This window comes from Marinomonas gallaica (assembly GCF_049821165.1).
Taxonomy (GTDB): Bacteria; Pseudomonadota; Gammaproteobacteria; order Pseudomonadales; family Marinomonadaceae; genus Marinomonas; species Marinomonas gallaica.
The window spans coordinates 3,269,839-3,282,542 of record NZ_CP187511.1 but is presented as its reverse complement, the minus strand read 5'-3'; the positions used below and the strand labels follow the sequence as shown (position 1 = coordinate 3,282,542).

Annotated in this window: 9 protein-coding genes; 5 read left to right on the top strand and 4 right to left on the bottom strand. The window is 45.7% G+C overall.

Annotation, left to right across the window (positions count from 1 at the left end; genetic code table 11):
• Nucleotides 1-8 precede the first annotated feature (8 nt).
• Together ACPUEK_RS15450 and ACPUEK_RS15445 are read left to right on the top strand one after the other, a co-directional pair.
• Complete coding sequence (locus ACPUEK_RS15450; RefSeq protein ID WP_425641346.1) at nt 9-989, top strand: sensor histidine kinase; 981 nt, start codon at nt 9-11, stop codon at nt 987-989.
• Entirely contained in the window at nt 989-1,678 is a 690-nt protein-coding gene (locus ACPUEK_RS15445; protein WP_425641344.1) for a response regulator, read from the top strand. Before ACPUEK_RS15450 ends, ACPUEK_RS15445 begins: the two co-directional genes overlap by 1 nt.
• Here the strand turns inward: ACPUEK_RS15445 and ACPUEK_RS15440 are convergent.
• The 3 genes from ACPUEK_RS15440 to ACPUEK_RS15430 all read right to left on the bottom strand — a co-directional run bounded on the left by ACPUEK_RS15440 (nt 1,668) and on the right by ACPUEK_RS15430 (nt 6,564).
• Nucleotides 1,668-3,131, bottom strand: a complete 1,464-nt coding sequence (locus ACPUEK_RS15440; RefSeq protein ID WP_425641342.1) for a diguanylate cyclase domain-containing protein — start codon at nt 3,129-3,131, stop codon at nt 1,668-1,670. The genes ACPUEK_RS15445 and ACPUEK_RS15440 overlap by 11 nt on opposite strands.
• A gap of 185 nt (nt 3,132-3,316) precedes the next feature.
• On the bottom strand, nt 3,317-5,125 hold the full coding sequence (oadA, locus tag ACPUEK_RS15435) for a sodium-extruding oxaloacetate decarboxylase subunit alpha (RefSeq protein WP_425641341.1): 1,809 nt from the start codon (nt 5,123-5,125) through the stop codon (nt 3,317-3,319).
• Between the two features lie 23 nt (nt 5,126-5,148).
• Nucleotides 5,149-6,564: an acetyl-CoA carboxylase biotin carboxylase subunit gene (locus ACPUEK_RS15430; RefSeq protein ID WP_067218354.1), complete on the bottom strand. Its 1,416-nt coding sequence runs from the start codon at nt 6,562-6,564 to the stop codon at nt 5,149-5,151.
• Nucleotides 6,565-6,704: 140 nt separating this feature from the next.
• Between ACPUEK_RS15430 and ACPUEK_RS15425 the strand changes: the two genes are divergently transcribed.
• A complete protein-coding gene (locus tag ACPUEK_RS15425; protein WP_067218357.1) occupies nt 6,705-7,649 on the top strand; it encodes a LysR family transcriptional regulator in 945 nt (314 codons plus the stop codon).
• Nucleotides 7,650-7,668: 19 nt separating this feature from the next.
• Here the strand turns inward: ACPUEK_RS15425 and ACPUEK_RS15420 are convergent, their stop codons facing one another.
• On the bottom strand, nt 7,669-9,168 hold the full coding sequence (locus ACPUEK_RS15420) for a glycoside hydrolase (protein WP_425641340.1): 1,500 nt from the start codon (nt 9,166-9,168) through the stop codon (nt 7,669-7,671).
• A 225-nt stretch (nt 9,169-9,393) separates the two neighbouring features.
• Here ACPUEK_RS15420 and ACPUEK_RS15415 point away from each other — a divergent pair, with 225 nt between their 5' ends.
• Both ACPUEK_RS15415 and ACPUEK_RS15410 read left to right on the top strand, forming a co-directional pair.
• Nucleotides 9,394-10,704 (top strand): DUF3422 family protein, encoded by a 1,311-nt coding sequence (locus ACPUEK_RS15415; protein ID WP_425641338.1) that lies wholly within the window; start codon nt 9,394-9,396, stop codon nt 10,702-10,704.
• 305 nt (nt 10,705-11,009) lie between these two features.
• Complete coding sequence (locus ACPUEK_RS15410) at nt 11,010-12,650, top strand: BCCT family transporter (RefSeq protein WP_425641336.1); 1,641 nt, start codon at nt 11,010-11,012, stop codon at nt 12,648-12,650.
• Nucleotides 12,651-12,704 lie beyond the last annotated feature (54 nt).

The window sequence follows — 12,704 nt, the reverse complement described above, 5'->3', positions numbered from 1 at the left end:
AGCTTGTTTTGAATAAATTCACTAAACCATGGATGCAATATATTGTGTCAGCGGGGGTTCCTGCTGGCATTATTTTGCTGGCGTTGCCCCTTCGACAGTACGTAACAGTGAGTGATGTTATGTTGCTGGGAGTGGCTTGTGTAACGTTTATTGGCTTTCGTTTCGGTAAGAGTGAAGCAATAGTTGCAAGTGTGACCAGCGTACTGTTTGTGGATGTATTATTTGTAGATCCATACTACACCTTGGCGGTCCATAATTTTGATTATTTTGTGAGTTTTGGTGTGATGCTCGCGGTGGGGGTGTTCATCGCACAACTTGCTCAACGCAATCAAATAGTTGAACTTGAAAAGCAAGCCACTATGCGCTTAAAAGAACGAGAAGAGATTCGAGCAAATTTACTTCGCTCGATAGGGCATGATCTTCGTACGCCTCTGGGAACTGTTATGGGGGCGTCCAGTTTGCTAATGGAAGATTCGATTGTGTTATCTAAGTCGCAGCAGCAAGAGCAAATATCTAATATTTATCAACAAAGTTTAATTCTAAAAAATCAGATCGATAAAATGTTGGAACTCAGTCGTATCCGTGATTTGCAAACAACCAGTGACTGGCTCACGTTGCCATGTGTGGATTTAGTTAGCTCGGCTTTTGTTCGTATCAAAGCGAGCCAAATTGACGGTTTTTCGGTGGACTATGGGGTGGATTCGGTGAAAGGCGACAGTGCGTTGTTAGAGATTGCACTAGCCAACTTGATTGATAATGCGAGTCGCCATGGGAGCGCGCCATGCAAAATCCAATTTAGTCGTATTCAAACGGCTTACTGCCTTGAGGTGATCAATGGATTGGGTGAACAAAATACACCTCAAACAGACTCGGGTAACGGCTTGGGATTTTTGATATGTGATGCCATTGCGAAGCTGCATGGTGGAGAGTTTCTTTTTCAGAAACAGTCGAATCAAGTCAGTGCTCGAATTTGTTGGGAGGAGCAGTAATGCAGCACATATTAGTAATTGAAGATGATGCGTCCATGCAAAGTTTTTTGAAAACATTGTGCGAGTCAGCAGGCTTTAAAGTATCTCTTGCCAATACTATCGAACAAGCGTCGGCCGTCATGTCAGGGGCTCTATTGGTTGATCTTTGTTTGCTAGATCTTGGGTTACCTGATGGTAGTGGTCATGATTTTATTCGTGCGTTTAAACCACAGATGACAGCTCCGATTATAGTCATCTCTGCTAGGGATACGGATTTTGATAAAATCACAGCATTGGATTTGGGGGCGGATGACTATGTGGCTAAACCATTCAGTTCAGGGGAGCTGTTAGCTCGTATTCGCGTGTCTTTGAGGCGTTTAGTACAAGAGAATGAAGCAACTCCCTCGACCTTTCATGTTCAGCACTTAAACGTAAATCTTGATGCGCGAACCGTTTATTTAGACGGTGTTGATGACGCTATCCATCTGACACCGATTGAATTTCGGCTACTCGAACTCTTCTTAAAACAACCTAATAAAGTTTTAACGTACAGCCAGATAGGGCGAGACGTATGGGGCAATCAGTTTACGGGGAGCACAGAGAAAATTCGCGTACATATTGCCCAGCTGAGACAAAAAATCGAAAAAATGCCGTCAGCGCCAACTTTAATTAGTAATGCCCCTGGTATTGGCTATCGCCTTAACCATTAAAGGGGGCACAGTGAATGTTGGGCGTATCTGGCTTTAGTTTAGCCTGATACATAGCTCTATCGGCGTTTGTAATGAGATGCGATGGGTCTTCTTGCTGGCCTTTAAAAGAAGTGATGCCAATGCTTGCGTTGATGTGCAGTGTTTCAAGTCCAACGTAATAAGGCGTCTTGAGGGCTTCAATGATTTCTTTTGCACAACAAATAGCGTGCTCTTCGTCTTCTATGTTCTGTAACAGAATGGTGAATTCATCGCCGCCATGTCGAGCGATTTTAATACCAGGGCTGATAAACTGTTTAAGGCGCAGTCCAACCTCACGCAAAATGATGTCGCCTCTGTTATGACCAAAGTTATCGTTTACGTGTTTGAAATTGTTTAAATCTAAAAACATGATGGCATGCAATGCATCGTTACCAGATGTTTGATTAAGTGCTTTGAGGTGGTCTTCAAACGCTACGCGATTCTCTAGACTGGTTAAAGGATCTTTATAGGCAAGGCTCGTAAGATGTTCACGTTCAGCCATATCATGGCTAACATCTTCGATTTGCCAGATAGCCATGTGTCGACCATTATCAAAAGCACTGGATTTCTCCACTTTCAAGATGGCGTGTTTAAATGCCAGATTTGATAGCTGATACAAGTTAGACTGATCGTCTAAAGGAACGATGAGATCGTGTATTTTTTGTCGGTTTAGGGCGTCAGAATCTATAGCCAGAAGCGTCATAAATTTTCGGTTTGCTTGGACAATAAGGCCGTCATCATCGGTAACGGCCACCGCTGAAGGCATGTCTTGCAAAAGTGCTTCAATCAATGTCTTTTCATGTTCTAGTGCGTTTATACGGTTGCGATAGAGCCAGTACGCAGTAACAAAGTTGATCATACCTAATAAGAGTGCAATCGCTTGGAGGAAGCGTATCTTTCCTGTTTCATAACGAGCTTGTTGCTCTATGGCCAGTGCTAGCGCATTCATATTGTTTAACAGGAGATTGTTTTGCTCCGCAAACGCTTGGTTGAGAGCGACATAAAGGCTTGGGGATGGCGTGTTGATGTAGCTCAGCACTTGTGTCCTAAGCGGCAGCCAATTATTCCAGCCTTGTTCAACAAGAGGGTAGTAAGGGCGGTGTTGAAATGACTCAATGGTGACTAATGTATTGTCCGTGTTGATGGTCGTGCCGCCATTACGAAAAGCGCTTAATGTACGATCAAATAAACTAACGCTTTCTTTCAGTGTTGTGAGTTGTGTCTGGTTCGTAGCGCTGGGTGGGGCGTAGAGAAACTCTTTCACCATTTTTTGTGACAGCATACGTTGGCGGCCAGCAAGGTTGAGTTCAATGGTTTGGCTTTGGATGCGTTGTGTTAGCCATATGTTTAAGCCCAGTGCTGTACCATCAAAGATAAAAAATAGAATAATAGAGTAAGTTAAAAATGGGCTTATGCTTCCTTTACGCCAGTTCATTCGATTTCTCCTGTCGAGCCTGATCATTATCAAGTTCCACCGATGTTCTCATAGCCACTAAACCTTCGCCATGACGCAGGTAGCACATATTGTTTTATATGCGTGCTTTAGCATAGTTAACAAGCAAACAACTTGCCAAAAAAAAGGAGGCCAAAGGCCTCCTGTAAAGAACAACACACTATAAGTTAGTGCGGAACTATCTCGACTAAGGTTTCGCCTGGTGTAACGCGATCCCCTTTGATTACATGAACCCCCGCCACTTTACCGGCGATAGGTGCTTGGATTTCAGTTTCCATCTTCATGGCTTCAGTAATTAAAACCGATTGGCCAGCTTTAACATCATCGCCAACATTGACTAATACATCGACAATGTTGCCTGGCATATTGGTCGTAATGTCACCCGGTCCTGTTGCTTTGCCACGTTTGCTACCAGTGATTGCGCCACCGTCGTATTCGTTGAGTGACTCAAACAGAACTTCTTCAGGCATACCATCAAGCGTTAAGTAAACATGGCGTTTACCAGAAGAGTCGCCGCCAATGCCGGTGATTTCAACTTGGTAAGTTTCACCATGCACATCAATTTTGAATTCTGTTGAAACGGGCGCTGATGCTTTAGTCGCTCCAGCGTTAGCAATGGGCTCTAGTGCTTCAGGAACTAAAGTGCCAGCTGCGCGTTGTTCTAGGAATTGCTTGCCAATGTCTTGGAACATGGCGTAAGTCAGCACATCTTCTTCGCTTTTGGCTAAATCACCGATGTCTTTACGTAGGCGGTCCATTTCAGCGCCTAAAGCGTCTGCAGGTCGGCCCTCTATTGGCAGTTCAGAGCCAATCGCTTTGGTACGAACCTCAGGGTTAACCGCTGCTGGCGGATGACCGTAACCACCTTGTAAGTAGCGTTTTACTTCGTTGGTGATGGTTTTGTAGCGTTCGCCCGCCAGCACGTTCATAACCGCTTGAGTCCCTACGATTTGTGACGTCGGCGTCACCAGAGGAGGGAAGCCTAAATCCTCGCGTACGCGTGGAATTTCTGCGAACACTTCACGGATTCGGTCTAATGCTTGCTGCTCTTTTAGCTGATTCGCAAGGTTCGACATCATGCCGCCAGGAACTTGGTTGATCTGTACTGATACGTCTTCTTTCGTGAATTCGCTTTCAAATTGGTGGTATTTTTTACGCACTTCTTTGAAATAGTCCGCGATTTCTGTCAGCAGTTCTAGGTCTAAGCCCGTGTCCCATTTAGTGCCTTTAAGTGCGGCGACTTGAGACTCTGTTGCTGGGTGGCTGGTGCCTGATGCAAACGATGAAATCGCTGTATCAATGTGCTCGGCACCGGCTTCGATCGCTTTTAGCTGACACAGTGGCGCTAGACCCGCCGTAGAATGACTGTGTACAAACAATGGTAAATCCACATTGTCTTTGATCGCTTTCACTAAATCGTAAGTCGCGTAAGGCGTTAGCAAGCCTGCCATGTCTTTGATAGCAATGGAGTCAGCGCCCATATCTTTTAGCGCTTGCGCTTGTTCCACAAACAGCTCTAAAGTGTGCACTGGACTGGTGGTGTAACAGATGGTCGCTTGAGCATGCTTGCCTGCTTTCTTGACCGCTTTGATCGCCGTTTCAAGGTTGCGTAGATCATTTAAAGCATCAAATACGCGGAATACGTCGATGCCATTTTCAGCGGCTTTGGCAACAAATGCTTCAACAACGTCGTCAGCGTAGTGGCGATACCCCAGTAGGTTTTGACCGCGCAAAAGCATTTGTAAGCGCGTATTAGGCAGCGCTTTGCGTAGCTCGCGAAGGCGTTCCCATGGGTCTTCTTTTAAGAAGCGTACGCATGCGTCAAACGTTGCGCCACCCCAAACTTCAAGAGACCAGAAGCCAACCGCGTCAAGCTTGTCGCAGATAGGAAGCATATCTTCGGTGCGCATGCGTGTCGCAATCAAAGACTGGTGTGCATCCCTTAAGATGACGTCTGTAACCTGTACTTTGCTCATTAGGTATTCTCCTTGTTCTCTTCTTAGACCGCTGAGTGCGCAGCGATGGCTGCAGCGATTGCCAAGGCAATTTCACTTGGGGCGCGCTTGTCCGAGTAATTCAATAGCTCAGGGTGATTTGGTACGAAGCTGGTATTAAAAAAGCCGCTTCTAAATTCATCGTTTTTCAGTATTTCTTGGTAGTAATTGGCAGTGGTTTTAACCCCTTGCAAGCGCATGTCAGCGAGCGCACGAGCACCACGATCCAATACATCTTCCCAACTTAATGCCCAGACAACCAACTTCAGACACATGGAGTCGAAGTACGGTGGAATGGTGTAACCTGTGTAAATGGCAGTATCGGTTCGTACGCCTGGTCCGCCAGGTGCGTAGTAGCGCGTAATACGGCCGAAGCTTGGTAAAAAATTGTTCTTTGGGTCTTCCGCATTGATACGGAACTGCAGCGCATAACCACGAAACGAAATGTCTTCTTGGCGGTAGCTCAAAGGCAAACCAGAGGCAACACGAATCTGTTCACGAACAATGTCAACACCGGTAATTTGTTCGGTAATAGTGTGCTCTACTTGAACACGAGTGTTCATCTCCATGAAGAAAATGTCATTGCCGGTTACCAGAAACTCCACTGTCCCCGCGTTTTCATAGCCCACTGCTTTGGCGGCTTTGACAGCTAGCTCACCCACGTACGAGCGCTGTTCTGGTGTTAATTGAGGGCTTGGCGCAATCTCAATCAGCTTTTGGTTGCGGCGCTGAATCGAACAATCACGTTCGTATAGGTGAATCGCTTCCCCTTGACTGTCCGCTAAAATCTGAACTTCGATGTGTTTTGGATCAACGATGCATTTCTCAAGGAAAACTTCCGCAGAACCAAAGGCTTTTGTCGCTTCCGAGATGACACGCGGGTACTGGTCACGCAATTCTTGTTCGCTATCACAGCGACGGATACCACGGCCACCGCCGCCTGACGTTGCTTTAAGCATTACCGGGTAACCGATACTATTCGCCAGCGTAATAGCTTCTTCAATGTCGGCAAGGTTGTCTTCAGAACCTGGCGTCACCGGCACGCCTGCAGAGATCATGCTCTTACGGGCTTGGGTTTTGTCGCCCATCTTCGAGATCACCTCGGCTTTAGGGCCGATAAAGGTGATGCCGCGATCTTGACAGATTTGAGCAAATTCAGCATTTTCCGACAAAAAACCATAGCCTGGATGAATGGCATCACAGCCTGTCTCAACGGCAAGGTTCACGATACGTCGTGCATCAAGGTAGCCTGCAAGTGGGTCTTCACCCATGCTGTAAGCTTCGTCAGCACGCTTTACGTGAAGTGCGTGGCGATCTGGCTCAGTGAAAATTGCCACCGAGCGAATGCCCATTTCGGCACATGCACGTACGATACGAACGGCAATCTCTCCACGGTTAGCAATCAATATTTTCTTCAGCATTATTCTCTCCATGCGCTCAAATCAAGCATGGACTTACAGTATTCTAAAGTTACAAAAATAAATAATTGATATTTTTTTGGTATACCATAAGTAATAGCTTATACTTTATTTAAATATTATATAATTCATAGGCTTAAGATATGGTTTACACGCTTGGTCAGCTTTTAAATAGACTGACATTTCGTCAATTGCAGGTGTTTCAGGTGGTGTTTCATAAGCTTAGCTATTCCAGAGCGGCTGAGGAGTTGGGTTTAACACAACCTGCGGTGAGCGCGCAGATGAAACAATTAGAAGCGGCACTTGGTCAATCCATGTTCGATTACGTCGGTAAGCAGCTCTATGTCACCCCTGCAGGTGCCCAGCTAGAACGAGTGGTGCGAGAAATTTTCAGTGATTTAGAAACGCTACAAATGGATCTTTATCAATTAGAAGGTCAACTCAGGGGGGAGCTACGTTTGTGTGTGGTGAGCTCTGCAGAGATTGTTGTGCCATATTTACTGAAAGGTTTTTTAGAAAAATATCCGCAAGTAGAAGCGCGTTTGACGGTACTCAATCGAACCAACGCCACTGAACGGTTGTTGCAAAACCAAGACGATATGGCGATTACCGGTATTGTGCCGGACACTCGACTGCTTAATCGGCAGCCTTTCTTTGATAACTTATTGGTGCCTGTTGTGCGTCAAGATCACGCCATCCTTCAGAGTCAAACGATGTCTGCGCAGCAGTTTTTTGATATAGGTTTTTTGCAACGAGAAAAAGGATCAGGATCTCGCGCGGCTATAGAAGGATTTTGCAAAGATAATCGTCTTCAGCTGAAGCCTATTATGGAGTTAGGCTCAAATGAATCGATTAAACATGGCGTATTAGCGGGGTTAGGCGTTGCGTTACTGCCGCTTGCTAATGTGATTGCCGAGTTGCGGTTGGGCACCTTGGTGATGCCAACGATCAAAGGGTTCCCCTTGAAGCGTAGCTGGTGTGCGGTGTATCCAAGCAGCAAGCAACCGACACCTGTCATGCAAGCTTTTTTAGATCACTTGCGTGAGGAAGGAGACCGCTGCCTGTCGAAGCAGTTTAGTTATCCCTGATAATTGAGGTGGTGTGTAATTAGAAAACATCTTCACCAAAGATGGCTTCTTTCTCGTTCTCTAAGTCGGCGAAGGTCCAGAAATTAATGCTGTAGGGGGCGACCAAATCCAGCTTCGGGAGTTTGGGGAAGTCCTTTAAGCGTACTTTCCCCTTTCGGAACCGAGGGTTAACACCATTAATTAAAACCTTTTTGCTGGTGAGTGAGTCCGCCGTGATTTCATAGCGTTTCTTTGGCGAGCCAAAAGACTGGAAGCGTAGTCGGTGAACACGTCCAGTCATGTTAATGATCAACAAGGTCATACGATCTTGTTTGTGGCCACCGTGGCAATAAACAATCAAATCAGGATTTTGGCAGCTCACTTGATAGACCTGTTGTCCCATCAAACGTTTCCATAGCCAGCTCACCCAAAAGTCAGGGTTAGGCTTTAAGCTCTTGCGTTGAATTAAGCCGTAGTCTCCGCCAATAAGGGATTGGCGAATCATGACTTTTTGACCCAATTTGGCGCCTCGGCCAAGCTGATCTGCCCACCAAAAGCAAGAGGCAAAGCGATCCGAGAGCTTAGGTTGTCCACCGCATTGAGCTGAGCCTGATTCCCCAGTCCAGAGCTCTGCTTGGGGTTGATGCTTTTGACGATAAGCTTCTAATTGATTTGAGAAAGCTTCAAAATCCAGTAAAGATCGCTGATCGAGCAGCTTTTCAATTCGTGCTGTACGTGTTCTAACGGGGGAACGCTGGCTTTGGAACGGATAGTAATGCCAGTCGACTATGTCGAGTTGTCCTTCAAGTTGTTCCAGAAACCTAGGCGTAATGTTCGATAGATATTTAATGGTCTCACCCAAGTAAGGCCAAAAAGCACTGCCGGGTCCAGCAATGCGACTGTTTGGATTGATGAGTCTGACCTGATTAATAAAACGCTGATAATCGAGCACCAGTTGCTTTGCTCTAGGTTGAGCAGTTAAGCCGTGAAAGGCCCAATAAGCGTTTAACTCGTTACCCAATTCGCAGACATCAATGTTGACACCGTGATCAAGCGTGTATTGCAGCAGCGCCGCGCTGTCTGCCCCATTCCATTTGCCATGCTGATTACGCTCAAAAGCACCGTATTTGAACGTAAACATAAATTTGAGATCGTGTTGTTTGATAAAGCTTAATAGACGATTCCAAATGGCCTCGCTGAGTTCGGGTTCTTTGTCGTGGGGCAACTGCTGACAGCAAAAATAATGGATAGTATCGGCTTCAGAGCCACCAATGCGAAGGTAGGCAGGCTTTAGATGCTCAACGTATTGGCTAAGCTTGGGGTGGTTAAGTTCTAAAGGGGGCACGCGATTAGTGCCGAGTCCTCGGCTTGAGCTTTTACTGCCTTCCCACCACTGTCCGCCAATAATCAGTGATATGTCGATGGAGAAGGATAAGTAACAAGGATCGACCTCATGAATAGGATGCTCTTGCTCTAGTTTGATAAGGTTAATTGACTGTGCCCGCGGTGTCATAAAGCGGCGAAACGGGTTTAGGGTCATAACATTCTCCATATTGATGGGCCAGTGTGCCAAGTAAATATGACATGGAGGTGAAGTTATTAAGACGAAGACGCAAATAGTCTGTATCAAACTATTAGAAAATTTCAGCTGATAGTGAGCCCATTAAGTTGCAATGAAACGCAATAAAGCCAATGATTTAGGTATTGTTATAACAAAAATAGAGACTTAACTGTGAACTCCGCCGCAAACCCTTACGGATTGACTATGCATGAACAGCGCGATGCGCTTTACGCTGAACTGCATTCGCGTCCCTTTCATGTCATTCCTAGCCCAGCACGAATTAGTTACCTCGCTGTAATGATCGATGTGTCTCGAAAGCAAGCCGACTTTGAGCATTTTTGTGAGCTGTACGCCTATTTTGATCAAATTCCGCCAAGTCATGATTCTGTGTGCTTGGAAGCCGATTTTGGTGATGTGCGCATTCGTCGAGAAACACATCTTGAGTTCGTGTCCTATACCGTGATTAATCAAGGTCAGCCATTTCTTGCTGACCCGTTTGCCAATACGGGGGTGAGCCGACTTCCAAAAGAGTGGCTTGTGAGGTTAGGTGGTACGGTCGTCTCAGCTTTCCATGTCGCCATTGAGGATACGACCCAAAAACCGGAGCCGGAACTCGCCGAAGTTAAATCTTATTTTGAAGGGATGCGTCTAGTGGGCAGCCAGCCGCAAGCTGGGGCAGCGCAAGTTTGGACCACCTTTAGAATTCACAGTGATGGTTTTGGGCGCATCTTAGTTTATAACCGTGAAATGAGTAACAGTCAGTTAGGTCGAATGGTGCAGCGTTTAATCGAAGTAGAGTCGTATCGCTTGATTGCCCTGTTAGGTTTGCCCTTAGCGCGACATTACAACCAACATTTAGCGCAGATGGATCGCAATCTTGCAGAACTAACAACTCAGCTGTCGGATGCAAGTCACGATCTAAATGAGCAGGAAGTTTTAAGTAAAATCATTGATATGGCGGCATGGGTCGAGTCGGCCCGTGCCAGTACCACCTTTCGCTTCAGTGCTACATCTGCGTACCATGATTTAGTTTTAAAGCGCTTGACAGAGCTGCGTGAAGACGAGGTTTCTGGGCATTTAACCATTACCGAGTTTATGACGCGTCGATTAACGCCTGCTGTTAGAACATGTAAGGCGACCGGCGAGCATTTAGAAAATCTGTCGCGTCGTATCGATCGTGTTTCAGAGATGATGCGGACTCGCGTTGAAATGTCGATCCAATCTCAAAATCAGCACTTGTTAGCCTCTATGGATCGTCGATCAAAAATTCAGCTTGCCATGCAGCATACGGTTGAAGGTTTATCGGTCGCTGCGATTTCTTATTACAGTGTGGGCTTGATCAAATACTTAATTGAAGCCGCTTATGAAAACGGTGCTCCCATTGATAAAAGCCTTGCTGTCGGGCTGTCAGTGCCTTTGGTTATCGGTGGTGTGTGGTGGGCAACTAGACGAATCCATAAGCGTTTTATGAAGCTTGCTAAAGAGCAGCAAGAAATCGGTGAAGAGCAGCATTAACATAGAGTTGTTATAGATGGACGGTGCTTAATTTCTTAAGTGATAAAATATTTTTATGAATTATTCGATCGATAATAACATTAGCATGTTAAGGTATACAGTAGAAATCATCATAACTATTTAAATGTATACACTTTAAATTATAAAAAGGCATTTTGTCTAAATTTCATTAAATGGGCCGAATCTATGATATATAGGGGCGCTGCAAAAAAGCTTTGATAAAATGGCTACCACTCAAAAAGGATCTCAGATGAGTTATAGAACTGACCGTATAAAAAGTGACTTTACGTCTCAATGGGGGGCACATGACTGATCTGAACAAGCCCCAGCATTCTCATAATCATAGCGACATGAAGACAGATTATGTTGTGGGACAAGATAATATTGTTGGAAAATTAGGTCCGCTAGGCTTCGATATCCACAACCGAGTGTTTATTATTTCTGCACTCGCAGCGATTATATTTATAATTCTTACGTTGGTATTTCCTGAAAAAGCCGGGACCCTTTTCCAATCTATCGTGTCATTTTCAAATGAAAAGCTGGATTGGTACTTTCTCGGCTTAGTTGATTTTTTTATCCTATTTTGTATTTTCTTAGCGTTTTCGTCGTTCGGTAAAGTTCGACTAGGTGGCAAAGATGCAACGCCTGATCACAGTTACCTGTCTTGGTTTGCGTTGCTGTTTACCGCTGGTATCGGAGTGGGCCTGTTGTTTTTTGGCGTGCTAGAGCCTGTTTACCACGCTAACGTTTCCTTGCCGCTAGGCATTACGTCTCCTTTTGGTGCGGATGGTCAGCTAAACCCTGATGCGGTGGCTGAGGCGTCAGCGATGGGATTAGCCGGAACATTTTTGCATTGGGGCATTCATGGCTGGGCTGTGTATGTGATCATGGCATTAGGTTTGGCCCTGTTTACCTATAATAAAGGGCTACCATTTTCGATTCGCTCTGTTTTTTTCCCCATCCTTGGCGACCGTGTCTGGGGTTGGTGGGGCGACATTATTGATATTTTGGCCGTCTTTTCCACCTTGTTTGGTTTGGCGACATCGCTGGGGCTGGGCGCACAGCAGGCAAATGCCGGATTCAATTTTGTGTTTGGCATAGAAGTGACCACGATGACTCAAGTCATTGTCATCTTGGCCGTCACAGCGGTTGCATTGGTGTCAGTCTGGCGTGGATTGGAAGGCGGTTTAAAGAAACTGTCTGAGTTTAATATGATCATGGCTGTACTGTTCTTCTTGTTCGTCCTATTGGTTGGACCGACCATGGTGGGCTTGGAAAGCATTTGGTCAGGCTTATCAACCTATGTTACGGAATTTATTCCTTTATCTGCTCCTTTGGGCCGTGATGATGATGCCTTCCGTCAAGGTTGGACAGTCTTCTACTGGGCATGGTGGATTAGCTGGTCTCCATTTGTAGGGATGTTTATTGCACGTGTTTCACGTGGTCGTACCGTGCGTGAGTTCATTTTCTGTGTCTTGGTGGTACCGAGTCTGTTCATCTTTATTTGGATGGGCGTTTTTGGTGGCATGGCGTTAGATCAAATCTATTCTGATCCATCTGGCAGCCTGGTTAAGAGTTATGTAATTGACAGTTACCGCCCAGAATTGTCGATCTTTGGTTTGTTGAATGACTTCCCATTCTCCGGTGTTGTATCGTGTTTAGCGATTGTGTTGGCGTTGGTGTTCTTTGTGACGTCGTCTGACTCAGGATCGTTGGTCGTGGATACCATTACCTCTGGTGGTAAAATCGATGCACCGCGTCCACAGCGTATTTTCTGGGCGATCGTAGAAGGGCTAATTGCCATCGTGCTCTTGATCGGTGGTGGTTTGTCGGCACTCCAAGCAGGTGTGACCGCAACCGCGATTCCATTCTCTTTGCTGATGCTTGCGATGTGTTACTGCATCATCAAAGCACTGATTGGTGAGCGTCGTTTAATTAGATCTTAATATCTTTGACAGCGTCACTTAAACCTCTGGTTCTCATGGCTGTTTAGCTTTAAG

What these genes read in the sequence shown, in the direction of transcription:
- ACPUEK_RS15445 (WP_425641344.1), top strand. Translation starts at nt 989, where the DNA reads ATGCAGCACATATTAGTAATTGAAGATGATGCGTCCATGCAAAGTTTT.
- ACPUEK_RS15440 (WP_425641342.1), bottom strand. Translation starts at nt 3,131, where the DNA reads ATGAACTGGCGTAAAGGAAGCATAAGCCCATTTTTAACTTACTCTATT.
- oadA (WP_425641341.1), bottom strand. Translation starts at nt 5,125, where the DNA reads ATGAGCAAAGTACAGGTTACAGACGTCATCTTAAGGGATGCACACCAG.
- ACPUEK_RS15430 (WP_067218354.1), bottom strand. Translation starts at nt 6,564, where the DNA reads ATGCTGAAGAAAATATTGATTGCTAACCGTGGAGAGATTGCCGTTCGT.
- ACPUEK_RS15425 (WP_067218357.1), top strand. Translation starts at nt 6,705, where the DNA reads ATGGTTTACACGCTTGGTCAGCTTTTAAATAGACTGACATTTCGTCAA.
- ACPUEK_RS15420 (WP_425641340.1), bottom strand. Translation starts at nt 9,168, where the DNA reads ATGACCCTAAACCCGTTTCGCCGCTTTATGACACCGCGGGCACAGTCA.
- ACPUEK_RS15415 (WP_425641338.1), top strand. Translation starts at nt 9,394, where the DNA reads ATGCATGAACAGCGCGATGCGCTTTACGCTGAACTGCATTCGCGTCCC.
- ACPUEK_RS15410 (WP_425641336.1), top strand. Translation starts at nt 11,010, where the DNA reads ATGACTGATCTGAACAAGCCCCAGCATTCTCATAATCATAGCGACATG.